General features: G+C 60.0%; 24 protein-coding genes. 14 read left to right on the top strand and 10 right to left on the bottom strand.

From position 1 onward, the window contains the following. Positions 1 to 6: 6 nt before the first annotated feature. The gene (locus HBN61_RS01070; RefSeq protein ID WP_094992088.1) at positions 7 to 1,092 is read right to left on the bottom strand and encodes a calcium:cation antiporter; all 1,086 of its coding nucleotides are present in this window, start codon (positions 1,090 to 1,092) and stop codon (positions 7 to 9) included. Between the two features lie 223 nt (positions 1,093 to 1,315). Between HBN61_RS01070 and HBN61_RS01065 the strand changes: the two genes are divergently transcribed. Continuing rightward, positions 1,316 to 2,269, top strand: a complete 954-nt coding sequence (locus HBN61_RS01065; RefSeq protein WP_094992087.1) for an adenosine deaminase — start codon at positions 1,316 to 1,318, stop codon at positions 2,267 to 2,269. 39 nt (positions 2,270 to 2,308) lie between these two features. Here the strand turns inward: HBN61_RS01065 and vimR are convergent, their stop codons facing one another. After that, positions 2,309 to 3,214 carry a transcription regulator VimR gene (gene vimR, locus HBN61_RS01060; protein WP_094992086.1) on the bottom strand — a complete coding sequence of 302 codons (906 nt, stop codon included), beginning with the start codon at positions 3,212 to 3,214 and terminating at the stop codon, positions 2,309 to 2,311. 122 nt (positions 3,215 to 3,336) lie between these two features. On the opposite strand from vimR, the gene HBN61_RS01055 reads away from it, so the two are divergent. Both HBN61_RS01055 and HBN61_RS01050 read left to right on the top strand, forming a co-directional pair. Next, on the top strand, positions 3,337 to 4,350 hold the full coding sequence (locus HBN61_RS01055) for a zinc-binding alcohol dehydrogenase family protein (RefSeq protein ID WP_094992085.1): 1,014 nt from the start codon (positions 3,337 to 3,339) through the stop codon (positions 4,348 to 4,350). Between the two features lie 123 nt (positions 4,351 to 4,473). Beyond that, complete coding sequence (locus HBN61_RS01050; protein ID WP_162841622.1) at positions 4,474 to 4,644, top strand: hypothetical protein; 171 nt, start codon at positions 4,474 to 4,476, stop codon at positions 4,642 to 4,644. A gap of 1 nt (position 4,645) precedes the next feature. Here the strand turns inward: HBN61_RS01050 and HBN61_RS01045 are convergent, their stop codons facing one another. Continuing rightward, on the bottom strand, positions 4,646 to 5,842 hold the full coding sequence (locus HBN61_RS01045; RefSeq protein ID WP_094992084.1) for a multidrug effflux MFS transporter: 1,197 nt from the start codon (positions 5,840 to 5,842) through the stop codon (positions 4,646 to 4,648). A 184-nt stretch (positions 5,843 to 6,026) separates the two neighbouring features. Then, positions 6,027 to 6,236 carry a heavy-metal-associated domain-containing protein gene (locus HBN61_RS01040; RefSeq protein WP_094992083.1) on the bottom strand — a complete coding sequence of 70 codons (210 nt, stop codon included), beginning with the start codon at positions 6,234 to 6,236 and terminating at the stop codon, positions 6,027 to 6,029. Positions 6,237 to 6,384: 148 nt separating this feature from the next. Here HBN61_RS01040 and HBN61_RS01035 point away from each other — a divergent pair, with 148 nt between their 5' ends. The 3 genes from HBN61_RS01035 (at position 6,385) to cueR (ending at position 9,663) form a co-directional block, all read left to right on the top strand. Then, a complete protein-coding gene (locus HBN61_RS01035; RefSeq protein WP_094992082.1) occupies positions 6,385 to 6,765 on the top strand; it encodes a hypothetical protein in 381 nt (126 codons plus the stop codon). A gap of 102 nt (positions 6,766 to 6,867) precedes the next feature. Beyond that, positions 6,868 to 9,249, top strand: coding sequence for a heavy metal translocating P-type ATPase (locus HBN61_RS01030; RefSeq protein WP_170045997.1), 2,382 nt, complete (start codon positions 6,868 to 6,870; stop codon positions 9,247 to 9,249). 12 nt (positions 9,250 to 9,261) lie between these two features. Further along, positions 9,262 to 9,663, top strand: coding sequence for a Cu(I)-responsive transcriptional regulator (gene cueR / locus HBN61_RS01025; protein ID WP_169963864.1), 402 nt, complete (start codon positions 9,262 to 9,264; stop codon positions 9,661 to 9,663). 13 nt (positions 9,664 to 9,676) lie between these two features. On the opposite strand, the gene HBN61_RS01020 is transcribed toward cueR, so the two are convergent. Genes HBN61_RS01020 through HBN61_RS01010 form a run of 3 tightly spaced genes read right to left on the bottom strand, consistent with a single transcriptional unit; the run spans position 9,677 to position 12,435 of the window. Beyond that, positions 9,677 to 10,483: a sulfite exporter TauE/SafE family protein gene (locus tag HBN61_RS01020; RefSeq protein WP_094992079.1), complete on the bottom strand. Its 807-nt coding sequence runs from the start codon at positions 10,481 to 10,483 to the stop codon at positions 9,677 to 9,679. 7 nt (positions 10,484 to 10,490) lie between these two features. Continuing rightward, entirely contained in the window at positions 10,491 to 12,056 is a 1,566-nt protein-coding gene (locus tag HBN61_RS01015; protein WP_170045996.1) for a bifunctional protein tyrosine phosphatase family protein/NAD(P)/FAD-dependent oxidoreductase, read from the bottom strand. Between the two features lie 49 nt (positions 12,057 to 12,105). Then, positions 12,106 to 12,435, bottom strand: a complete 330-nt coding sequence (locus HBN61_RS01010) for an ArsR/SmtB family transcription factor (protein WP_094992077.1) — start codon at positions 12,433 to 12,435, stop codon at positions 12,106 to 12,108. A gap of 95 nt (positions 12,436 to 12,530) precedes the next feature. Between HBN61_RS01010 and HBN61_RS01005 the strand changes: the two genes are divergently transcribed. After that, on the top strand, positions 12,531 to 13,394 hold the full coding sequence (locus HBN61_RS01005; protein WP_169963858.1) for an MBL fold metallo-hydrolase: 864 nt from the start codon (positions 12,531 to 12,533) through the stop codon (positions 13,392 to 13,394). A 62-nt stretch (positions 13,395 to 13,456) separates the two neighbouring features. On the opposite strand, the gene HBN61_RS01000 is transcribed toward HBN61_RS01005, so the two are convergent. Together HBN61_RS01000 and HBN61_RS00995 are read right to left on the bottom strand one after the other, a co-directional pair. Then, entirely contained in the window at positions 13,457 to 14,350 is an 894-nt protein-coding gene (locus tag HBN61_RS01000; RefSeq protein ID WP_094992075.1) for a PA4780 family RIO1-like protein kinase, read from the bottom strand. Positions 14,351 to 14,553: 203 nt separating this feature from the next. Then, positions 14,554 to 15,348 (bottom strand): AraC family transcriptional regulator, encoded by a 795-nt coding sequence (locus HBN61_RS00995; RefSeq protein WP_094992074.1) that lies wholly within the window; start codon positions 15,346 to 15,348, stop codon positions 14,554 to 14,556. An 82-nt stretch (positions 15,349 to 15,430) separates the two neighbouring features. Between HBN61_RS00995 and HBN61_RS00990 the strand changes: the two genes are divergently transcribed. Further along, the gene (locus HBN61_RS00990) at positions 15,431 to 16,462 is read left to right on the top strand and encodes a bile acid:sodium symporter family protein (protein WP_170045995.1); all 1,032 of its coding nucleotides are present in this window, start codon (positions 15,431 to 15,433) and stop codon (positions 16,460 to 16,462) included. Between the two features lie 11 nt (positions 16,463 to 16,473). Here the strand turns inward: HBN61_RS00990 and HBN61_RS00985 are convergent, their stop codons facing one another. Then, the gene (locus HBN61_RS00985) at positions 16,474 to 17,748 is read right to left on the bottom strand and encodes an acetyl-CoA C-acetyltransferase (RefSeq protein ID WP_169963855.1); all 1,275 of its coding nucleotides are present in this window, start codon (positions 17,746 to 17,748) and stop codon (positions 16,474 to 16,476) included. A gap of 122 nt (positions 17,749 to 17,870) precedes the next feature. Between HBN61_RS00985 and HBN61_RS00980 the strand changes: the two genes are divergently transcribed. The 6 genes from HBN61_RS00980 to HBN61_RS00955 all read left to right on the top strand — a co-directional run bounded on the left by HBN61_RS00980 (position 17,871) and on the right by HBN61_RS00955 (position 22,518). Then, positions 17,871 to 19,223 (top strand): 3-oxoacyl-ACP reductase, encoded by a 1,353-nt coding sequence (locus HBN61_RS00980; RefSeq protein WP_170045994.1) that lies wholly within the window; start codon positions 17,871 to 17,873, stop codon positions 19,221 to 19,223. 3 nt (positions 19,224 to 19,226) lie between these two features. Further along, positions 19,227 to 20,081: a MaoC family dehydratase gene (locus HBN61_RS00975; protein WP_170045993.1), complete on the top strand. Its 855-nt coding sequence runs from the start codon at positions 19,227 to 19,229 to the stop codon at positions 20,079 to 20,081. 101 nt (positions 20,082 to 20,182) lie between these two features. Then, positions 20,183 to 20,488: a MazG-like family protein gene (locus HBN61_RS00970; RefSeq protein WP_094992070.1), complete on the top strand. Its 306-nt coding sequence runs from the start codon at positions 20,183 to 20,185 to the stop codon at positions 20,486 to 20,488. Continuing rightward, positions 20,485 to 21,234, top strand: a complete 750-nt coding sequence (locus tag HBN61_RS00965; RefSeq protein WP_169963851.1) for a methyltransferase — start codon at positions 20,485 to 20,487, stop codon at positions 21,232 to 21,234. Before HBN61_RS00970 ends, HBN61_RS00965 begins: the two co-directional genes overlap by 4 nt. Positions 21,235 to 21,258: 24 nt before the next feature. Next, positions 21,259 to 21,885 (top strand): DUF4136 domain-containing protein, encoded by a 627-nt coding sequence (locus HBN61_RS00960; protein WP_170045992.1) that lies wholly within the window; start codon positions 21,259 to 21,261, stop codon positions 21,883 to 21,885. A 27-nt stretch (positions 21,886 to 21,912) separates the two neighbouring features. After that, complete coding sequence (locus HBN61_RS00955) at positions 21,913 to 22,518, top strand: DUF4136 domain-containing protein (protein ID WP_094992067.1); 606 nt, start codon at positions 21,913 to 21,915, stop codon at positions 22,516 to 22,518. Positions 22,519 to 22,543: the final 25 nt, after the last annotated feature.

Raw genomic sequence — 22,543 nt, 5'->3', positions numbered from 1 at the left:
TTTGCCTCAAAGCCCCAATAGCGACAGCATGATGAACGTCGCAAACAGCACAAAATGCGTCATGCCTTCGATCGCATTGGTCTCGCCGTCATTCAAGTTGATGGCACTCACGACCAACGTGATCAACACCATCACCGTTTGCACGGGCGTCATGGCCATCTGGAACGGCTGGCCGGTGTACAGCGCCATGGCCTCCATCACGGGCACCGTCAAGATAACAGTGGACAGCGAAGCCCCGAGCGCCACATTCACCACCGACTGCATGCGATTGGCCAATGCTGCACGCAGGGCCGTCAAGATTTCTGGCGCCGCCGAGATCGCGGCCACCACAATCGCGGTAATCACGGGCGGTGCGCCCGTCCCTTCCAGCCCCAAGTCGAGCGCCTTGGACATCACCTCGGCCAAGGCGCCGATCACGATAATGCCAAACACCAAAACCCCGACCGACAGTTTCAGGTTCGCGGGTTCCCCTTCTGGCGCACGTTTACGGCCCTTTTTTTCGGGGTAGCTGTAACTGAAAAAGTAACTGTGCGGCCCGACCTGCATGCGCAAGAACAGGGTGTACAGCAACACCATCGCGCCAATCGTGAAGGCCGAATAAATTTTCCAGTCAGCCTTGGGGATGAATTCCGGCACCACCATCGACACGCCCATGGCCGTCAGAATCATCACACTGTAGGTGCGCGCCGAATCGTCGTTGTAGGACTGTTCACCGTGCTTGATCCCGCCCATCAGTGCTGCCAGGCCCAGAATCCCGTTGATATCCAACATCACGGCCGAATAGATCGTATCCCGCACCAACGTTGGAGATGCTTCATTGCTCATCATGATCGCAAGGATGACGACCTCAACAAGAACGGCTGACAGTGTCAGGATCATCGTTCCGTAAGGGTCACCGAACTTTTCAGCCAGCACTTCAGCGTGATGGGCCACGCGCATGGATGCACACACAATGGCTGCAATCAGTACGCCACCAGCCACCAGCGCTGTCACTTGCCCGTTATGCAGCAGCCAGGGCTCCAGCGGGAAGGCAGCGCACGCCAGGACAATTGCCAGTAGCAGGAGTTTTTCATCTTTTAAGAAAGTCAGCATCGCGAGCCTTTTGCCTGAGAACCAATACACGTCGTTGGGTTACAGACTGCCGCAACTCGCTAACGTTTCGTTACATCTTAGTTCACTGAATGCACAACTCCGCGCTTGCGCACCTCACCAATGACAAAGGTGTGGCAAATAGCTTGGTCGGGTTTTACCAAATATGTCGGCCCGGGCCTGTAGAATGCCGCCATCTGCACGTGATTTGATGAGAAAAACTGATATGTATGACTGGCTAAACGCCCTGCCAAAAGCGGAACTGCACCTGCACCTTGAAGGATCTCTGGAACCTGAACTGCTGTTCGCTCTGGCTGAACGCAACAAGATCGCCCTGCCGTGGAACGACGTCGAAACCCTGCGCAAAGCGTACGCTTTCAACAATCTGCAAGAGTTTCTCGACCTGTATTACCGGGGCGCGGACGTATTGCGCACCTCGCAGGACTTCTACGACCTGACCTGGGCGTACCTGTTGCGCTGCAAAGAGCAGAACGTCATTCACACGGAACCGTTCTTCGACCCGCAAACCCATACCGACCGGGGCGTGCCGTTTGAAGTCGTGCTTAACGGCATTGCCGCTGCACTCAAGGACGGCGAACAGCAACTGGGCATCACCAGTGGTTTGATCCTCAGCTTCCTGCGCCACTTGAGCGAAGAAGAAGCCGAAAAAACCCTCGATCAGGCCTTGCCGTTCCGCGATGCATTTATCGCCGTGGGCCTGGACAGCTCCGAAATGGGCCACCCGCCCAGCAAATTTGTGCGCGTATTTGATCGTGCTCGCGCCGAAGGCTTCCTGACAGTGGCCCACGCTGGCGAAGAAGGTCCGCCGGAGTACATCTGGCAAGCCCTCGACCTGCTGAAAATTGAGCGGATCGACCATGGCGTACGCGCCATTGAAGATGAGCGTTTAATGCAGCGCATTATCGACGAGCAAATTCCGCTCACCGTGTGCCCGCTGTCCAACACCAAATTGTGCGTGTTTGATCACATGTCTCAGCACAACATCCTCGACATGCTGGAACGCGGCGTGAAAGTCACCGTGAACTCCGATGACCCGGCCTACTTCGGCGGGTACATGACCGAGAACTTCCACGCCTTGCACACGCATTTGGGCATGACCGAAGATCAGGCCAAGCGCTTGGCGCAAAACGGTCTGGATGCGCGTTTGGTCAAGCCGTAACGCCTTGTCCGTGATCGCTGCCGTCGCGTGCGGCGGCGATTACGGGTACCGAGCCAGTTCTGCACAACGCTCGCCAAGCATGTCCCGTAATAATTTCACCGGTTTGCTCAACTGTGCCCGGTGAGCACACAACATGTTCAGCGGTGCCCGCTCGCCCACCAGCTCTGGCATCAGCACGATGAGCCTTCCCGCTCGCACATCCGCCGACACGTCCAGCCAGGACTTATAAGCAATTCCCGCCCCGGCCAATGCCCACAAACGCACCACATCCGCATCATCGCTGAAACGGTCCCCGCTCACTGTCAGGCCTGACTCACGCTTGCCATCATGAAATCGCCAGTGGTCATGTACGCGTGTGCCGAGCATATACAGCAGGCAATTGTGTTGCAGCAGTTGTTCGAGTTGATGCGGCTCGCCAGCACGCGCCAGATAAGCGGGCGACGCGCATAACACCCGGCGATTGTCCGCCGCCACCGGCAAGGCAACCAAACTGGAATCCTCCGGCTCGCCATAGCGCAAAGCGATGTCCACCGGCTGACGAAACAGATCGGCAATGCGGTCCCCCAGCAGTAGCCGAACCGTCAGTTGCGGGTGCTCACGCTGAAAGGCATCAAGCCATGGCAACAGGACGTTTCGGCCAAAGTCTGAAGGCGCCGAGAGCTGCAAAACCCCACTGACCTGATCCTGCCCGCGGGACAAGAGTCGCCTTCCTTCATCCAGACTGCTCAACGCCTTACGGGCATACTCCAGAAAACCCTGCCCCTCAGCTGTCAAACGCAGGCTGCGGGTCGAACGCGCCAGCAAACGCGAGCCCAACTGAGCCTCAAGCCGTTTGAGTGCCGCACTCGCCACTGCTGGCGACATGTCCATCACCCGCGCCGCCGCGGACAGGCTGCCCAGATCGGCAGCGCGCACAAACACTTGCAGGTCATCAAAGCGCAGCATGGTGGATAAACCCGCCTATTATCAAAAATATATTGAAAGAGCCTGCCGTTTTAGCCGGTTTTACAACGGCAGGAAATAGCGAATCATCGCCCCACGTTTTCTCCCTCTTCAGGATGCGCCCTATGAAAGCTGTCGGTTATTACCATTCTTTGCCCATTGAAGATCCGCAGGCCCTGCAAGATATTGAACTGCCGGAACCGGTCGCCGGGCCGCGAGACCTGCTGGTGGAAGTCAACGCCATTTCCGTGAACCCGGTCGATACCAAAGTGCGGCAAAACGCACAGCCCGACCCAGGCACTGCCAAGGTTCTGGGGTGGGACGTGGCCGGTGTGGTCAAGGCCGTGGGCAGTGATGTGAGTCTGTTCAAGGTCGGCGACAAGGTGTTTTATGCCGGTTCCATCGCCCGCGCCGGTGCCAACAGTGAGCGTCACGTGGTCGACGAACGCATCGTCGGCCATATGCCAAAAAGCCTGGGCTTCGCAGAAGCCGCTGCACTGCCTTTAACGGCCATCACTGCGTGGGAACTGTTGTTTGACCGCCTCGGCATCGCACAAGGCAAGACTGACCTGCACCAACGCCTGTTGATTGTGGGTGCGGCGGGCGGCGTAGGGTCGATCCTGACCCAACTGGCCAGTCAGCTCACCGGGCTCAAGGTCATCGGCAGCGCTTCGCGTCCGGAAACCCAAGCCTGGGTGCGCGAACTGGGCGCCGATGTGATCGTCGATCATCGCCAGCCCCTGAGCGAAGCGTTGCTGCAGGCCGGTATCGACGCCGTAACTCACGTCGCCAGCCTGACCCAAACCGATCAACACCTGGCGCAACTGGTCGAGGCATTGGCGCCGCAGGGCAAACTGGCCCTGATCGACGACCCCAAGGCGCTGGACATCTCACTGCTTAAACGCAAGAGCCTGTCGCTGCACTGGGAGTTCATGTACACCCGCTCGTTGTTCGAAACCCCGGACATGATTGAACAGCATCACTTGCTGAACCGGGTCGCGGAACTGATCGACGCTGGCACCCTGCGCACCACCGTGGGCGAACATTTCGGCACCATCAACGCGAACAACCTGCGTCGCGCCCACACGCTGCTGGAAAGCGGCAAGTCCAAGGGCAAGATTGTACTGGAAGGATTTTGAGAGGCAGGTGACGGGACTGGACCGGCCATTTTGTAACCGTCAGTCAGAGACTTGATGCCCGTCATATTTCTCAGCGTTATCGGGCATACACTGGCCTCCTTTGCGAACCTGAGGAGGCCAGAAATGAAAATCCTGATAAAAGCGTTAGCAAGATCCCGCGACTGCCAGTGGCAGGTTCAAATCGACCAACAAGCGATCAATTTTCGCAGCGAGTCCGAGGCCAGAGCCTTTGTGGATACGCTGCGTACACGTTTGCAAGCCCCGCACAGATTGCCTGAACGAATGGCTGGCTAAATCAAATCGACGTTTGAGCGGCAATCCGCGCGGTGTACAGCCGCCGGGTTGCCAGCGCAATCGACACCGCCAAAATCCCGCACAAGCTGATGACCATGGCCATCGGCATGGCGCTGCCATCGTGTAAAACCCCCACCAGCCATGCCGCAGCCGCCGCCACGCTGAACTGCAGGCAACCGAGCAATGCCGAAGCGCTTCCCGCCCGTGCGCCCTGCCCGCTCATGGCGCAGGCCGAGGCATTGGGAATGATGCAACCCAGGCTGGCGATGCAGATAAACAGCGGGATCAACAGCGGCCACAGTTGCGCCGTGTGCAAGGCGCTGACGCCCAACAGAGTCAACCCGGCGGCCAGGTACACCCACACCATGCGCGACAGCAAAAAGGCCGGGCCACGCTTGGCCAGTAACCGCGCGTTGATTTGTGCCACAAGAATGAAGCCCGCCGCATTGCTGCCGAACAGCCAACCGTAGTGCTCGGCCGGGACGCCATACAACTTGATGAACACAAACGGCGAGCCGGCGATGTAGGCGAACATTCCGGCCATGGCAATCCCGCCGGTCAGCGCATGCCCCAGGTATTCACGGTCTTTGAGCAAGCGGCCGTATTGGCGTAACGCGCCGGACAACGGCTGACGCGGCACATTGGCCGGTAAACTTTCCGGCAGGCCCAGCGCCACGGCGAGCGCTGCCAGGGCACTGAAACCCGTCAGGACAATGAAAATCGCCTGCCAGCCGTACACATTCACCAGCAGGCCGCCGAGCATGGGAGCAAGGATCGGCGCCAGCCCCATGACCAGCATCAGTTGCGAAAACACCTTGGCTGAGCCCACTGCATCGCACTTGTCACTGACAATCGCCCGCGACAGCACCATCCCTGCACAACCGCCAAGGGCCTGGACAAAGCGCGCCCCGATCAGCCAATCCAGCGAGGGCGCAAAGGCACAGGCAAAAGACGCCGCAGTGAACAGCCCGACGCCCACCAACAAAGGCACGCGCCGCCCAAACCGATCCGCAATGGGGCCGTAGACCAACTGGCCGATGGACAAGCCCAGAAAGTAAACCGCCAGAGTGAGTTGAATGTGTTTTTCATCGGTCGCGAATGCTTGAGCCATCGCCGGGAAACCCGGTAAGTAAAAATCGATGGCCAAGGGACCGAAGGCGCTCAAGGCACCGAGAATCAAAATGGTTCTAAAGTTCATCAGGGATCCAGGTCGGACGAGTGTCAGCGCGACCCGGTAGTCTAGCTGTGCTGACGGATCTTGAACATAAAGATAGCGAGCTAGCTAATAAACTGGCGATTACATTCCATCGTGACCCCATGGCCTCCTCTGTTGCCGAGCAGCAACGTGCAGCTGCGATTGGCAACAGAAAATGCCAGGTATGTTAATGCTGAGCGCTCATGGAACGCGCTTCAAACCCTGCATTGGTGATCGCGTCGATGATATCCAGCTTGGGCAATTTGCTATCCACTGTGACGGTTTTCTTCGCCAGATCCACTTCAACTTTGGCGTCCTTGTCCACCCCGTGGACCGCCCGTGTTACCGAGTTCGCGCAACCGCCACAGGTCATACCGGAAACGTTAAGTACGTGCATTGTGTTCACTCCTTGGTGAGAGAGGTTCAAAGTGTCCACCTTGCCATTATGGCAAGGTCAAGCCCTGGTGCAGAGACACGATACTGGCAATCTGTTTCGCGGTCGGCCAAGCTGCAAACTTTCCGATTAGAAAACAGGATACGTAGCCATGCGCTGGTCCGCTTTGAGCCTAGTCAGCCTTTTAGGTCTTGCCAGCTTGCCGTTGTGGGCAAACGCTGATCAGGACTACGGTGTTTTGATCATTTCCCGCGAGCGCCTTGAAGTGCCCACCAATTGTGAAATCGGCCTCTATATAGATGACCAACTGGCGGGCCGCTTGTTTCAGGAACAAGCCACGTCCTTCAACCTCCCGCCCGGGCGTATCAACCTGCGCCTCAAGTCATTGCCGGGCCAGGCCCCGGGTTGTCTGCCGGGCATGCTGGCCCTGCCGTCTCAAACCATCACCTTGAAAGCGGGCGATGTGCGCAAATATCGCATTGCAATGCGAGCGAGCGGCCCTTACCTCACGCCTGCCCAGCTCGAATATTAAGCACCGCCCAGTAGACGGCCGCCACAATCAACAAGCGCCTTGACCTTCCCACCGGGTCAAGGTCGATTCTAGGGATAGATAACTTCTTGAGGAGGATTGTTCGTGCCCATTCAATACGACTTGCCGATCGCCGGCATGACCTGCGCCAGTTGCGCTGGCCGCGTAGAAAAAGCACTGGCCAACGTGCCGGGGGTGACATCGGTCAGCGTCAATCTGGCCACCGAACAGGCGCGTGTCGAGGCGCCTGCCGACAGCTTGCCGCTGCTGGTTGAAGCCGTTGCCCGAGCTGGCTACAGCGTGCCCAGCCAAACGGTGGAACTGACCATCGGCGGCATGACCTGCGCTTCCTGTGCTGGCCGGGTCGAGAAAGCGCTGGCTAAAGTTCCCGGGGTGAAAAACGTCAGCGTCAACCTGGCCAGTGAACGGGCGCATATTGAATCGATGGGGCATGTCGACCCTGCCGAGTTGATTAAAGCTGTGACGACGGCGGGCTACAGCGCCCACCTCACAGAAAACGTACACGCTACACAAGACGATCAACACCAACGCCTGCGCCGTGAGCGCTGGTCACTGGTGGCGGCCATCGTGTTGGCATTGCCGTTGGTGTTACCGATGCTGGTCGAGCCGTTCGGTCTGCACTGGATGCTACCTGCCTGGGCGCAGTTTCTGCTGGCCACGCCTGTGCAGTTCATCCTGGGCGCACGTTTTTATGTCGCCGCCTGGAAAGCCGTCAAAGCCGGTGCGGGCAACATGGACTTGCTCGTCGCGCTCGGCACCAGCGCCGGTTACGGCCTGAGCCTGTATGAGTGGGCCATCGCCGCCCCCGGCAGCATGCCGCACCTGTACTTCGAAGCCTCAGCCGTAGTGATCGCACTGGTGCTGCTGGGCAAATACCTTGAGAGTCGCGCCAAACGCCAGACCGCCAGCGCCATCCGGGCGCTTGAGGCCTTACGTCCCGAACGCGCCCTGCGGGTGGTCGACGGGCAGGAACAGGATGTAGCCATCAGCGACCTGCGCCTCAACGACCTGGTGCTGGTCAAACCCGGCGAACGCTTCCCGGTGGACGGCGAAGTGGTCGAAGGTCAAAGCCATGCCGACGAAGCGCTAATCAGCGGCGAAAGCCTGCCCGTGCCAAAACAGCCGGGGGATAAAGTCACCGGCGGCGCCATCAACGGTGAAGGCCGTTTGGTGATCAAAACCCTGGCGCTGGGCACTGAAACCGTTTTGGCGCGCATCATTCGCCTGGTTGAAGACGCGCAGGCGGGCAAGGCACCGATTCAAAAGCTGGTGGATAAAGTCAGTCAGATTTTTGTCCCCGTGGTACTGCTGATTGCGCTGGCGACGCTACTCGGTTGGTGGTTCTACGGCGCGCCGATTGAGACCGCGCTGATCAACGCCGTTGCGGTGCTGGTGATCGCGTGCCCGTGCGCGCTCGGTCTGGCCACCCCGACCGCGATCATGGCCGGCACCGGCGTCGCCGCGCGGCATGGCATTTTGATCAAAGACGCCGAAGCCCTTGAGCGCGCCCATGAAGTCAGCGCTGTGGTCTTCGACAAAACCGGCACGCTGACCTCCGGCACCCCGCAAATCGCCCACTTAAGCGCCATCGACGGTGATGAAGCGCAACTGCTGCAAGCTGCCGGAGCGCTGCAACGCGGCAGCGAGCACCCGCTGGCCAACGCCGTACTCGATGCCTGCGCAGCGCGTCAGCTGACAGTGCCCGATGTCACGGACAGCCAGTCGCTGACGGGCAGAGGCATTGCAGGCACCTTGCTGGACCGTCGTCTGGCGCTGGGCAACCGTCGCTTGCTGGACGAATCCGGCCTCGCTCCCGGCCCGCTGGCCGACGCCGCCGCGGCCTGGGAGGCTGAAGGCCGTACCTTGTCCTGGCTGATCGAGCAAAGCCCGCAGCCCAAAGTATTGGGCCTGTTCGCCTTTGGCGACACGTTAAAGCCGGGGGCACTGTCTGCCGTGCAACAACTCACCGAACGCCATATCAGCAGCCATTTACTGACCGGCGACAATAAAGGCAGTGCCAGGGTGGTAGCCGAGGCGCTGGGTATTCAGGACGTTCACGCCGAAGTTCTGCCCGCCGACAAAGCCGCTACGGTGTCTGCGTTGAAAAAGACCGGCGTGGTCGCCATGGTGGGTGATGGCATCAACGACGCTCCGGCCCTCGCGGCCGCCGATATCGGCATTGCCATGGGCGGCGGTACAGACGTGGCCATGCACGCAGCCGGTATCACCTTGATGCGCGGCGACCCGCGGCTGGTGCCCGCCGCGCTGGACATCAGCCGCAAAACCTACGCCAAAATCCGTCAAAACCTGTTTTGGGCGTTTATCTACAACGTGATCGGCATTCCGCTGGCGGCTTTCGGCTTTTTGAACCCGGTACTGGCCGGGGCAGCGATGGCTTTTTCCAGCGTCAGTGTGGTCAGCAACGCGTTGTTGCTGAAGTTCTGGAAACCCAAGGACCTTGAGTAGGAGACAGTCGTCATGAACATCGGTCAAGCCGCCAGGCACAGTGGATTGAGCGCCAAGATGATTCGCTATTACGAATCCATCGGCCTGCTCAAGCCCGCCCATCGCAGTGACAGCGGCTACCGGCTGTACAGTGACGACGACCTGCACACCCTGGCCTTCATCAAGCGTTCGCGGGATTTGGGATTTTCACTGGAAGAAGTGGGCAAGCTGCTGGCCCTCTGGCAAGACCGCCAACGCGCCAGCAGCGATGTGAAAGCGCTGGCGCGTCAACACATCGATGAGCTGAACCAAAAGATCGTCGAACTGACCAGCCTGCGCGACACCCTGCAAGAGTTGGTCGATACCTGCCAGGGTGACCATCGCCCCGACTGCCCGATCCTCAAGGGCCTGGCGTCGGGGCGTTGTTGCGCGTAAACAGGGGCGTTTGTCAAAGGTTGAACATCAGCACTTTGGCGAACATCAGCACACTGACGAGCGCACACAACACGGCAAACCCTTGTTGCAGCAACTGAGCGGAGACGTGGGGCGAAATCACCCGACCCGCGATCATTCCGACCAGTGTCGCGACAATAAACAGCACGCCGTCGGTAGACAGGCTCACGCCCTGACGCATCAAGTTGCCCAGGGTGCCGAGTGACACCAACGCCACCACCATCAGCGAGGTGGACACCACCGCATGAATGCGCACATCACTGAACTTGCGAAACGCAGGCACGATCAAGAACCCCCCGCCCACGCTCAACAGCCCCGTTAGCAACCCCGAGGTGGCGCCGATCGATACCAGTGTGAGGCTACAACGCGCATTCCACGTCAGGCGCCCGGTGGCAGGATTGAGCATGCAGTTTTTTTCCAGCACCCCTTCACTCGCCCCTTCCCGACCATCGGCGCGGGCCTGTAAAAACATGCGCCCGGCCACAAAAATCATCACGCAGCCAAACAGCAGCACCAGCACGTTGGCCGGCAACAACGTGGCCAGGTACAACCCCACCGGTGAGGTAATGGAGCCGACCAATGCCATGAGCGCGGCCGCTTTATAGCGCACTAACCCTTTACGCAGGCCGTCGAGCGCACCCAATGCCGCAGCAGTGCCTACCGCCAGCAACGCCACAGGCGTGGCTTGCGCCAGCGACCAACCCAACCCGAGCGTTAAAGCCGGAATCGCCAGAATGCCGCCCCCGGCACCGGTCAACCCCAGCACCACGCCCACCAACAGGCCAAACAGAATGGTCAACATACCTGGCTCAGCTTCCCGAGCAGTCGGTAAACCACTCGCGCCCCTTGAGCATCCCTTGCCAGTAGAACCACGGCAGGAATGACGCCTTGAGCCACCACGCCGACTGACGGGCCACGGTCGGGTCAAGCGGGAAAGTGGGCAGCAGTTTGCCCCCATAGCCGAACTCGGCGAGGATCACTTTGCCTTTCTCAACTGTCAGCGGGCAGGAACCGTAACCGTCATAACGCAGGGGCAACGCAGCCCCCTTGCGCAAGGCAATGAGATTCTCAGCCACCACCACGACTTGCTTGCGCACCGCCGCGGCGGTTTTGGCATTTGGCGTGCCGCACACATCGCCCAAGGCAAAGATCTCGGCGTGACGCGGGTGTTGCAAGGTGGCCGGGTCGGTTTCGAACCAGCCCGCACTGTCAGCCAAGGGGCTGCGACGAATCACATCCGGGGCCTGCTGCGGCGGGACGACATGCAGCATGTCGAAAGTTTTCTGTTGACGGGTCACGTTGCCGTTCGCGTCAGTGACCTCAAACCATGCTGTTTTATTAGGACCGTCGACCTTCACCAGTGTGGACTGAAACGCCAGCGTCGCGTTGTAGGCTTCAACGTATTTCATCAGCGCAGGTACAAAGGCCGATACGCCGAACAACGCCGCACCCGCCAGGTTGAATTCAACCGCAATCGCGTCCAGCACGCCCTGCTTGCGCCAGTGGTCACAGGCCAGGTACATGGCTTTTTGCGGAGCACCCGCACACTTGATCGGCATGGGCGGCTGGGTAAACAACGCCTTGCCGCCGCGTAACGTGCGCACCAGCTCCCAGGTATACGGCGCGAGGTCATAACGGTAGTTGGAGGTCACGCCATGCTGGCCCAGCGTGTCTTCAAGCCCCTCAATTTTCTCCCAGGCCAGTTCAAGCCCCGGGCACACAATCAGTTGCTGATAGGCCAACTCATTGCCATCACTGAGCAGCACCACGTGACGTTCGGGAGCAAATGCGGACAGCGACGCCTTGATCCATGTGGCGCCCTTGGGCATCACGTCAGCCGTTGGGCGCACGGTGTTTTTTACGTCATACGCGCCGCCACCCACAAGCGTCCACGCCGGCTGGTAGTAATGCTCGGCGCTGGGCTCAACCACGGCGATGCGCAACGCTGCATCCCGTTTTAGCAAACTCGCGCACACTGAAATTCCGGCCGAACCGCCACCAATCACCACCACGTCATAGGAGGCCGCACTGCGGGCACCTCGGGTCGCCAGTTCATACAGTTTGGAAGAGCGATTGCCGGTGCGGCAAAACGCCAGAACGGGCGTCGGCAGTTGCGCGAGCAAAGCGCGCATCTGTTCGACGTCCTGCGCCGTCGCCCCGGTGGTGGCCACTGGCACATACGCAAAACTCAAACCCAGGGCCTGCGCTGCGTCACGGAGTGCCGTGTGTTCGGGTTGTTTGGGGCCGCCTTCATGATCGGGCCGGTTGCAGATCACACTGCGAAACCCCTGCCCCGCTAACGTTTGGAGATCAGACTGACCGATTTGACCCGTCACCGAAAAGCACGCGTCGATTCGCTTGATGTTTTGCTCCATTGAGCACTCCAGGCACAACAAAAATGAATGGATCGGGTCCCGCTACGCCTTACTGCTTAAGCGCTTGACCACAGTACAACCCCGACAGGGTTTGCATGACCGAGACCACTTCGAAACTGGCGAGTGAATAGAAGATGAACTTGCCCATGCGCCGGGTATTGACCAATCCTTCGTCGCGCAACACACCCAACTGCTGAGACAGCGTGGGCTGCCGAATGCCGGTCAGCCCTTCAAGCTCGCCCACGTTGCGTTCGCCCTGTGTCAATTGGCACAACAGCAGCAGGCGATCTTCGTTGGCCAGCGCCTTGAGCAGCATGCAGGCTTTGGACGCTGAATCGCGCAGCAGACCTATTTCGTGGTGGGTGAGCTGTCCAGACATTAAAAATTCTCTGCCGATATAACGGTCGACAGTTTACGATTCAATAATATATATTTCAATATATTATGAATTGTATCGAATGATGTGAGGCCGCCATGCACCCCGAAATACAGGGCTTTTACGATCCCGCTACGTCCACTGTCAGCTACGTGGTCTACGCAGCCATAAATGGCCCCTGCGCGATCATCGACCCGGTGCTCGATTACGACGCCGCTGCCGGGCGTATCAGCACCCGGAGCGCGGACCGGATTGCGGCATTTGTTGAAGCCCGAGGCCTGACCGTGCAATGGCTGCTGGAAACCCATGCCCATGCCGATCACCTGTCGGCCAGTGCTTACCTGAAGAAAAAACTCGGCGGCCAGATTGGTATCGGAGCGCCCATCACCCGCGTGCAGGGTGTGTTCCGCGACCTCTATAACCTTGAGCCTGAATTCCGGCAGGACGGCTCGCAATTCGACAAATTGTTTACCCCTGACGAGGTGTTTCACATCGGCCCGCTCGAAGTGCGCGCCCTGCACGTGCCCGGGCACACCCCGGCGGACATGGCATACCAGATCGAGGGCAGCCATGTGTTTGTCGGTGACACGTTGTTCATGCCCGACGTGGGCACCGCGCGTTGCGACTTCCCCGGTGGCGACGCCAAGCAGCTGTATCACTCGATAAAACGCCTGTTGGCGATGCCACCGCACACCCGGCTGTACATGTGCCACGACTACCCGCCCGAGGGCCGCGACGTGGCCTGGACCACCACCGTGGGCGAGCAGCGGGCGCACAATATTCATGTCAATGACAGCATCGACCTTGAAGGGTTTGTGGCAATGCGCACCTCCCGTGACGCCACCTTGTCTGTGCCGCAGCTGTTAATCCCGGCGATCCAGATCAACATCCGCGCGGGTAACCTGCCGCCTGCGGATGACCAGGGCGTGCACAGCCTGAAAGTCCCGCTGAACCGCTTCTAAGCCAGGGTCATTAACGCGCCCACAAAAAATCCGGCCGCAGCCGGATTTTTTGTTTCAGCGAATTACTGCATCCACGGTGGTGGCGGCTCTTCGGTTTTGCCGGGTGGCGCCTCATCGGCGGCCCGCACGGCCTGACGTCGCTCTTCATCGAGGCGCGCCGCTTCGATCTCGCGCATGACGCCGCCCACATCGGCCAGCTCGTCCGGCTCATCAAACTCGCCCGTCAATACACTGCTCGGGTGCAAGGTGCCCGCTTCGTAGAGCGCCCACATTTCCTTGGCGTATTTGGTCGTTTTCAACTCCGGGGCAAATCGGCCGAAATACGACGCCATGTTGCCAACGTCCCGCTCCAGCATGCTGAACGCGTGGTTGTTACCAGCCGCATCGACCGCTTGCGGCAGGTCGATAATGACCGGGCCAGTCGGCGTCAGCAGGACGTTGAACTCGGACAAGTCACCGTGAACCAGACCGGTGCACAGCATCAGCACAATCTGCTGAATCAAAAACGCGTGGTATTCACGGGCTTGATCCGGCTCCAACACCACGTCGTTCAAACGTGGCGCCGCATCGCCGTATTCGTCGGCCACCAGCTCCATCAACAGCACGCCTTCAAGGAAGTCGAACGGTTTTGGAACCCGCACCCCGGCGCCAGCCAGACGGAACAGCGCAGCCACTTCGGCGTTTTGCCAGGCGTCTTCGGTCTCTTTACGACCGAACTTCGAGCCCTTGGCCATCGCTCGGGCCTGACGGCTGTTACGAACCTTGCGACCCTCCTGATATTCGGCGGCCTGGCGAAAACTTCGTTTGTTAGCCTCCTTGTAAACCTTGGCGCATCGCAGCTCATTGCCGCAGCGGACTACGTACACAGCTGCTTCTTTGCCACTCATGAGTGGGCGCAGCACCTCGTCGACCAGACCGTCCTCGATCAGGGGTTCTAAGCGTTTTGGAGTCTTCATCAGCTTTTATTGTGGGTCCTTTATTACCAAACACGCGAAAGTCACTCGTTATACGGCAATCCGCGCACCACGGGGAGAGGGGCACTGTATTCCAAGTCGCTTGCAGCACTCCCTGTACTCAAATCTGCCAGCCGCATCCTGCGTCAAAGCTTTTGAATAATAGACGAGCCCCGGTTGCCCGGCACCGCCTAATATCCCCAGCTTCAGTGTTGACGAAACAGTTCGCCGGGTGTGGCGCCAAACATTTTCTTGAACGCCGCGATGAAGGCCGATGTGGACTCATACCCGCAGGACAAAGCAGCCCGCGTGACATGGCCTCCCGCTTCGAGCACCTGCAACGACGACAACAATCGCACCCGTTGCCGCCACCCACGAAAGCTCAAACCTGTCTCACGCTGAAACAATCGCATCAGGGTTTTCTCGGACATGCCCAACCGGCCCGACCACAGCCCCACGTTGACTTCGGCATCGGGGGCTTCAATTAATTCATTGCACAACACCAGCAAGCGCGGGTGACGGGGCAACGGTAACGAAAACCCGACCTCCGGCAATTCAGCCAATTGGTCCAGCAACACACTCACCAGACGCTGCTCCGGGCTGCCGTGTTCGGGGTAATTCACGGGCAACGCACAAAAGCGTTTGATCAACTCGCGAGCCAGCGGCGTGACTTCCAGCACACGGCAGTGATCCGGCGCCCATCGACAGTCTTCGCGACGCACATACAAGCTGCGCATTTCGGCACGCATGGACGTAATGACTTCGTGCTCTAGCCCCGCCGGAATCCAGATGCCCCACTGCGGCGGCGCGAAAAAACTGCCTTCATCCGTGTGAACGCCCAACACGCCGCTGATGGCGTAAGAAAACTGCACCCAGTCATGCCGATGACGCGGCGTCCACGAGCCCGCCCCCAAACTCTCAGCCCGTGCATATAACGGCCGAGGCAGTGCATCCAACTGTGGAATCGCCCGTTGAGGGCCACGTTGTCCGTTTGGCGGCATGGATTGGCCTTATGTCGCGATACGTCAGAAAGGGCCAACGTTAGGCTACGTCATCAATTCTTACAATATTGCGGTGCCTGCCATGTCTGTGCTCAAACACTTCAAACGCCTATTCACCGACTGGTTTCTGTGCGGCATGTTGCTAGCCACGTTTCTGGCGTACGTGTTCCCTGCATTCGGCAGCACCGGCGGGGCGATGCACGCAGAATGGGTCATCAATATCGGCGTGTTCCTGGTGTTCTTCCTGCATGGGGTCAACCTGTCCAGCGAGCAGATCCGCCACGGCCTGAAAAACCTGCGCCTGCACCTAATGGTGCAAGGCTTCACGTTTGTCGTCTTCCCCCTGATCTGGTGGGTGGCCGACCTGCTGCTGGGCAGTCATGTACCGCCGTTGTTGATGCTGGGCTTCTTTTACCTGTGCGCGCTGCCGTCGACCATCTCCTCCTCGGTGGCGCTCACGGGCAGCGCAGGCGGCAACGTACCCGCGGCGATTCTCAATGCGAGCCTGTCGAGTGTGCTGGGGATTTTCCTGACGCCATTACTGGTGAGTTTCGTGGTCGGCAGCGGCACGGGCGGGATCGACCTCGGTGCCACCCTGCTCGACCTGTGCGCCCTGTTGTTACTGCCGCTGGTGCTGGGGCAGCTGGTACGCCCGCTGTTCGGCCGCTTTTTTGCCCGCCACAAGCGTTACACCGGCATCGTCGACAAGTTGGTGATTCTGCTGCTGGTGTACGCCGCATTCTGCAACTCGATGGTCTCGGGGATGTGGCAACAACAAGGGGCTTCGGTGATTTTCAGCGCCTTTGTCGGCAGCGCCCTGCTGCTTGCGGTCATTCTGTGGATGACCACTCGCACCGCTCGCGCGCTGAAATTCAGCACGCCGGATGAAATTGCCGCCGTGTTCTGTGCCAGCAAAAAATCCCTGGCGGCCGGGGCGCCCATGGCCGCGCTGATCTTCGGCGCCAACCCCGGGCTGGGCTTGATCCTGCTGCCCATCATGATCTATCACCCGCTGCAACTGATCGTGTGCTCGGTGATGGCAGAAAACTATGCCAGCCGCCAGCGGCAAGAGGCCGAAAGCCTTACCCTCAATGCCGCGCCAGCGCCGATGTAATCAGCAACGGGTCAGCGCTCAATAATCGCAGTGACGCCCTGCCCGCCCGCCGCGCAAATGGAGATAAGCCCGCGCCCTTGGCCTGCGGCGTCCAGCAATTTGGCAAGGTTGGCCACGATGCGGCCGCCGGTGGCCGCAAACGGATGCCCCGCGGCCAACGAACTGCCCTTGACGTTAAGCTTGCTGCGGTCAATCGCCCCCAACGGGGCGTCCAGCCCCAGACGGGTTCTGCAGTACTCGGGGTCTTCCCACGCCTTCAACGTACACAGCACCTGCGCGGCAAAGGCTTCGTGTATTTCGTAGTAGTCAAAGTCCTGCAAGCTCAAGCCATTACGCGCCAGCAAGCGTGGGACGGCATACACCGGAGCCATCAGCAACCCTTCGGCACCATGGACGAAATCCACCGCTGCGGTTTCGCCATCGCGCAGATACGCCAAAATCGGCAAGCCGCGCGCCTTGGCCCAGTCCTCACTGCCTAACAACACCACCGAGGCGCCATCGGTCAGCGGCGTCGAGTTACCGGCCGTCAGCGTGCCTTTGGCGCTGCGTTCAAAGACCGGCTTGAGCGCGGCCAGTTTCTCCAGGGTCAAATCCGTGCGCAGGTTGTTGTCCCGGGTCAGGCCTAAAAAGGGCGTCACCAGATCGTCTTCCCAACCTTCGTGATACGCCGTGGCAAGCGCCTGATGGCTGTGCAGGGCCAAGGCGTCCTGTTCGGCGCGCGGGATATGCCAGGTTTGCGCCATCAGTTCACAGTGCTGGCCCATCGACAGCCCGGTACGCGGCTCGCCGTTGCGCGGGAACGCGGGTTTTAAAAACTGCGGGCGCAAGTGCAGCACCGCCTTGAGTTTGTCCAGCGGCGCCTTGGTGCGATTGAGCTGCAACAACCACCGACGCAGCCCATCGTTCAGGCCAATCGGCACATCAGATGTGGTGTCGACACCGCCCGCGATCCCGCATTCGATTTGCCCCAGCGCGATTTTATTGGCCACCAGCAAGGCGGCTTCCAGTCCAGTGCCACAGGCTTGTTGCAGGTCGTAGGCCGGGGTCTGTGGCGACAGACGCGAGCCCAGCACGCACTCGCGGGTGAGGCTGAAATCCCGCGAGTCCTTGAGCACCGCACCGGCCACGACTTCGCCAAGACGCTCACCGTGCAGGTTAAAGCGTTCGATCAGCCCTTCCAGCGCGGCCGTCAGCATCGCCTGATTACTGGCCGTCGCGTACGCACCGTTAGCCCGGGCAAACGGAATTCGGTTGCCGCCAATAATCGCCACACGCCGCTGAGTCATAAGATTTCCCCTTTAATTGAGTCACCATTGGTCGTTACAGCGTAGGTGCTATCACCCTTTAACGAACGACCCTTGTATTTTTGTGGTCAACCCTTTGAACCCCATGTGTCGGAGAGTGTTCCATGTCAGACCGTTATATCGACTTCGCCAACTCATCCCTCGGCCAGCGTCTGGTCGGTGCGATAGGGCTTCCGTCACTGGTGCGACTGGAACGCTGGCAGGCCGGGCGCCTGCGTCCGGTAGAAGGCCCGTTGTTGATCGGCGGTGGCCCGCTGAGTGAACACATCACGGCCTTTGCCAGCAAACTCACGGATGCCGTGTTCAGCTACGGCCCAGAACCCTCAGTCACCAGCCCGTGGATTCCCGGTCAGGGGCCAACGCTCAAAGCGGTAGTCTTTGATGCCAGCCATTTGCTGCACACCGATCAACTCAAGCAACTGCGCGAATTTTTTCAGCCCTTACTGCGCAGCCTGCAACACAGCGCGCACTTGGTCATCCTGGGCCGTGCACCCGACACCCAACGCGATCCATTGGCCGCCAGCGCCCAGCGCGCCCTTGAAGGGTTCAGCCGCTCACTGGCCAAAGAATTGCGCAACGGCAGCACGTTGCAACTGCTGTACGTCGACGAGGGTGCCGAAGAGCAACTGGAAGGCGCACTGAGGTTTTTCCTGTCGCCCAAAAGTGCATTCATCAGCGGCCAAGTGCTGCGCCTGTCGGCCTGCGCGACCCAAGTCAGTGATTGGACCCGACCACTGGCCGGGCGCAAGGCGCTGGTCACCGGTGCTGCCCGCGGCATCGGCGCGGCCATTGCCGAAACCCTGGCCCGAGACGGCGCCGACATCATCCTGCTGGACGTCCCTGCGGCCAAAAACGACCTGGAAGCCCTCGCTGCCCGCCTGGGTGGGCGCAGCATCATGCTGGACATTTGCGCCGAAAACGCCGCCGCGCAATTGATTGAACAGCTGCCGGAGGGCATCGACATCGTGGTGCACAACGCAGGCATCACCCGGGACAAAACCCTGGCCAACATGACCCCCGAATACTGGGACGCCGTGCTGGCCGTGAACCTGAATGCGCCCCAAGTGCTGACCAAAGCCCTGCTCGACAGCGGCACCCTGCATGACAACGGACGGGTCATCTTGCTCGCGTCTATCAGCGGCATTGCCGGTAATCGCGGGCAAACCAACTATGCCGCGAGCAAGGCCGGGTTGATCGGTCTGGCCCACGCATGGGCGCCGTTGCTGAGTGAACGTGGCATCAGTATCAACGCCGTGGCGCCGGGCTTTATTGAAACGCAGATGACTGCGCACATCCCGTTTGCCCTGCGTGAAGCCGGTCGACGCATGAGTTCACTGGGCCAGGGCGGCTTGCCCCAGGACGTCGCTGAAGCGGTGGCATGGTTGGCTCAACCGGGGTCGGGCGCCGTCAGTGGCCAGGCGCTGCGGGTGTGCGGCCAAAGTGTATTGGGGGCCTGAGCCATGACTGTGAATTGGCTTGACCTCGACACCCCGCCGCACCTGACGGCGCTGTACGCCCACGCGGCGAGCAAGCGTAAAATCACCGGCGACACCTTGCCCGATAAAGGGCTGCGTTGCTGGGTGGCGGTGGACGCCAAACCGCTGGAGGCCTTTCGCGAGGCGTGCGACCTGCCCGCCAGTTCACTGTTGCCACCGACGTATCCGCACATCCTGGCGTTCGGGTTGCAAATGCAGTTACTGACCGACCAGGCGTTTCCGTTTCCGCTGCTGGGGTTGATCCACCTGAGCAACCAGATTCGCGTGTTGCGCCCCATGGGCAGCGTCTCTCAACTGCGCATTGGCGTGTACGCGCACAACCTGCAAAAACACCCCAAAGGCGCGACGTTTGACGTGATCACACGGGTGGACGATTTGATCGGCCCACTGTGGGAGGCGCAAAGTACCTTGCTGTGTAAAGGTGTCGATTTACCGGGCGAGGCGCACCAGCCTGCCACCCCTGTTGCAGGTGGCATGACCGAGTTGACGCGCTGGTATGCCGCCAAAGACATCGGTCGCCGTTATGCCAAGGTGTCCGGGGATTACAACCCGATCCACCTGAGCACCGCCAGCGCCAAACTGTTCGGCCTGCCGACGGCCATTGCCCACGGGCTGTGGCTTGAAGCCCGGACGCTGGCCGCGTTGAGTTCGCACTTGCCAGCGGCCAACGTCGAAATCACGGTGGACTTCAAAAAACCGGTGCGCCTGCCTGCAGAAGTGATTTTGCAAAGCAGCGCTGGCGGTTCCAGTGGCGACTTCCAGGTCAATGGTCATCCCGACCTGGTGCACATGGTCGGGCGTTGGCGGCCGCTGAGTTAAATAGCCCTCCCACGCGTCGCGGTTGTCGGATGCGCCAGCGACTACTTGCGCCCACGTCCATTCGGTCGCAAGCTTTGCGCCTTCTGGAGAGCACACCTGCAATGAACCTCGACGAACTGACCCAACGCCTGCACCGCATCCGCGACAAGAACGACTGGAAACCTTTCCACAGCCCGAAAAACCTGGCCATGGCCGCCAGTGTTGAAATGGCCGAGCTGGTGGAAATTTTTCAATGGCTGACCGAAGACCAGTCCCGCCAGCTTCCCGCTGACAAATTGGCCCATGCCGGTCAGGAAGTCGGCGATATCGTGCTCTACCTCTTGTTGCTGTGCAGCGAACTCGGCCTGGACATGAACGACGTGGTACGCAGCAAATTGGCGGACAGCGAAAGGCGTTTCGGCCAATGAGCGACCGTCACTTCGATCTGCTGGCCACCCGCTTCGCGGAAAAAATCTACGGCGGCGCCAAAGGGGCGATCCGCCTCGCCGTGTTGCAAGCCGACCTGAAAGAGTCACTGCCCAAACGCCGCTTGCGCGTGCTGGACATCGGCGCGGGGCTGGGGCACATGTCGCTGTGGCTGGCCGAACAAGGCCATGATGTCACGCTGGCGGAGCCCGCTGCCCCAATGCTTGAAGGCGCGCGTCAACGCTTTGCCGAAGCAGGCCAGAGCGGCACCTTTATTCAGGCGTCCTGGCAAGAGCTCTTGGGCCAACTGACCGAACCGTACGACCTGGTGCTGTGTCATGCGGTGCTGGAGTGGCTGGCCGAGCCCCATGCGATCCTGCCGGTGCTGCATCAACTGACAGCCCAGGGCGGCTGGCTGTCGCTGGCGTTCTACAACCGGGATGCGCTGATCTACCGCAACCTGCTCAAAGGTCACTTCCGCAAAATGCGCAAGAACGACATGGCTGGCGAAAAGCAGAGCCTCACCCCGCAGCAGCCCCTTGATCCACGGGAGCTGGGGCAGGCCATGCAAGGTCTTTGGCAGGTTGAAAGCCAAAGTGGCGTGCGTGTATTCCACGATTACATGCCGGTCGAGTTCCAGGCCCGCGCAGAACTCGACGCACTGGTTGAGATGGAGCTGGCCCATCGTCGCCACCCTGCGTTTGCAGGGTTGGGTCGTTACCTGCATTGGGTATGCCGCCCGCGTTAACTGTTCACCTCTTGGGGGAGTTTCATGTATCGCCGCATTGCGCTTGTGATTCTGAGCCTGGGGCTGGGCGCCTGCCAAAGCCCCAACCCGTATACCGCCACGTCGCTGCCTATGCCTGCCGCCCCGCCGCAGGCTGCCAACGCCATTGATTTGAGCGCCTACCCGGCGCCCCCGCGCGACTATGCTCGCTACCAGAGCTGGGCCTGGCTCAACGACCGCCTGCCTGCAGGTTCGGCCTGGGCCGACTCGGCACAGATTGCCGAAGCCGTGAGCACAGCCCTGGACCAGCGAGGCTTGCGCCCGGTCCAGCCTGGCCGCGCACCGGATTTACGGGTCAGTGCAGATTTACATACAGAAAAACGCTTGCGCCAGGTTCAGGACGACTATGGTTATGGGGCGGGTTACGGCGGGTTCTATGGAGATCGCTACAGTCGTTATGGCAATCAGTTCGGTATGTACAACACCGTACCCATCATTCGAACGTACGAAGTGGAAGTCATGGTGGTGCGGCTTAACCTGTACGACGGCAAAACCGGTGAGCCTGTCTGGAGTTCCAGCGCCGAAACCAGCAGCAAGGGCAGCCTGAGCGAGCGCGGCAACTCTTTACGCGAATCGCTGAACACAGCAGTACAGGCCTATCCTCCTCATTAAGACTCATCGTTGAAGTGGAGAATCATCATGCTACGTCGAATAGCGCTCGTGGGGCTGGCACTGCTGCTCAGCGCCTGCGAATCGATGCAGGTCACGCACGACTACAACCCTTCCGTTGATTTCGCCAGCTTCCACACGTGGGCCTGGAAGGAACCCGCACTGCAATTTGTCCCCAATAACCCGATGCTGAAAAGCGACCTGACCCAACAACGCATCACCCAGGCCGTGGCCTATCAGTTGGACCAGCGCGGCTTGCGCCAAGTGACCCCTGCAACCAAGGCCGACCTGTGGGTGCAGACCTACTTGATCGTTGCTGAGCGTCAGGAGCAAGTGGTGACTAATTATGGCTATGGCTACGGCGGCCCTTGGGGTGGACCGTGGGGCGGTTATTGGGGCGGCCCGTGGGAAGGTTACTGGGGCGCGCCGGTCTACGATGAAGTGCGCAACATCAACTACCAGGTAGGCACCCTTCAAATTGACCTGATCGACGCCAAAACCGACCAACTGGTGTGGCGTGGCAGTGCTGAAAAAGTGGTCGACACAAGCCCGACGCCTGCGCAACGCAGCGCGGCGATTCACGAAGCCGTGAGCAAGATCCTCAGCGACTACCCGCCCAAACCGCAGGCCAAATGACCGCCCGGCAGCAACTGCATACCCT

It is taken from the genome of Pseudomonas sp. WS 5071 (assembly GCF_012985765.1).
Lineage (GTDB): Bacteria > Pseudomonadota > Gammaproteobacteria > Pseudomonadales > Pseudomonadaceae > Aquipseudomonas > Aquipseudomonas lundensis_A.
The sequence above is the reverse complement of the archived record's forward strand: the minus strand, read 5'-3'. Positions and strand labels throughout refer to the sequence as shown.

Coding starts and splice junctions, on each gene's coding strand:
- HBN61_RS01070 (WP_094992088.1), bottom strand. CDS start 1,092: ATGCTGACTTTCTTAAAAGATGAAAAACTCCTGCTACTGGCAATTGTC.
- HBN61_RS01065 (WP_094992087.1), top strand. CDS start 1,316: ATGTATGACTGGCTAAACGCCCTGCCAAAAGCGGAACTGCACCTGCAC.
- vimR (WP_094992086.1), bottom strand. CDS start 3,214: ATGCTGCGCTTTGATGACCTGCAAGTGTTTGTGCGCGCTGCCGATCTG.
- HBN61_RS01055 (WP_094992085.1), top strand. CDS start 3,337: ATGAAAGCTGTCGGTTATTACCATTCTTTGCCCATTGAAGATCCGCAG.
- HBN61_RS01050 (WP_162841622.1), top strand. CDS start 4,474: ATGAAAATCCTGATAAAAGCGTTAGCAAGATCCCGCGACTGCCAGTGG.
- HBN61_RS01045 (WP_094992084.1), bottom strand. CDS start 5,842: ATGAACTTTAGAACCATTTTGATTCTCGGTGCCTTGAGCGCCTTCGGT.
- HBN61_RS01040 (WP_094992083.1), bottom strand. CDS start 6,236: ATGCACGTACTTAACGTTTCCGGTATGACCTGTGGCGGTTGCGCGAAC.
- HBN61_RS01035 (WP_094992082.1), top strand. CDS start 6,385: ATGCGCTGGTCCGCTTTGAGCCTAGTCAGCCTTTTAGGTCTTGCCAGC.
- cueR (WP_169963864.1), top strand. CDS start 9,262: ATGAACATCGGTCAAGCCGCCAGGCACAGTGGATTGAGCGCCAAGATG.
- HBN61_RS01020 (WP_094992079.1), bottom strand. CDS start 10,483: ATGTTGACCATTCTGTTTGGCCTGTTGGTGGGCGTGGTGCTGGGGTTG.
- HBN61_RS01015 (WP_170045996.1), bottom strand. CDS start 12,056: ATGGAGCAAAACATCAAGCGAATCGACGCGTGCTTTTCGGTGACGGGT.
- HBN61_RS01010 (WP_094992077.1), bottom strand. CDS start 12,435: ATGTCTGGACAGCTCACCCACCACGAAATAGGTCTGCTGCGCGATTCA.
- HBN61_RS01005 (WP_169963858.1), top strand. CDS start 12,531: ATGCACCCCGAAATACAGGGCTTTTACGATCCCGCTACGTCCACTGTC.
- HBN61_RS01000 (WP_094992075.1), bottom strand. CDS start 14,350: ATGAAGACTCCAAAACGCTTAGAACCCCTGATCGAGGACGGTCTGGTC.
- HBN61_RS00995 (WP_094992074.1), bottom strand. CDS start 15,348: ATGCCGCCAAACGGACAACGTGGCCCTCAACGGGCGATTCCACAGTTG.
- HBN61_RS00990 (WP_170045995.1), top strand. CDS start 15,431: ATGTCTGTGCTCAAACACTTCAAACGCCTATTCACCGACTGGTTTCTG.
- HBN61_RS00985 (WP_169963855.1), bottom strand. CDS start 17,748: ATGACTCAGCGGCGTGTGGCGATTATTGGCGGCAACCGAATTCCGTTT.
- HBN61_RS00980 (WP_170045994.1), top strand. CDS start 17,871: ATGTCAGACCGTTATATCGACTTCGCCAACTCATCCCTCGGCCAGCGT.
- HBN61_RS00975 (WP_170045993.1), top strand. CDS start 19,227: ATGACTGTGAATTGGCTTGACCTCGACACCCCGCCGCACCTGACGGCG.
- HBN61_RS00970 (WP_094992070.1), top strand. CDS start 20,183: ATGAACCTCGACGAACTGACCCAACGCCTGCACCGCATCCGCGACAAG.
- HBN61_RS00965 (WP_169963851.1), top strand. CDS start 20,485: ATGAGCGACCGTCACTTCGATCTGCTGGCCACCCGCTTCGCGGAAAAA.
- HBN61_RS00960 (WP_170045992.1), top strand. CDS start 21,259: ATGTATCGCCGCATTGCGCTTGTGATTCTGAGCCTGGGGCTGGGCGCC.
- HBN61_RS00955 (WP_094992067.1), top strand. CDS start 21,913: ATGCTACGTCGAATAGCGCTCGTGGGGCTGGCACTGCTGCTCAGCGCC.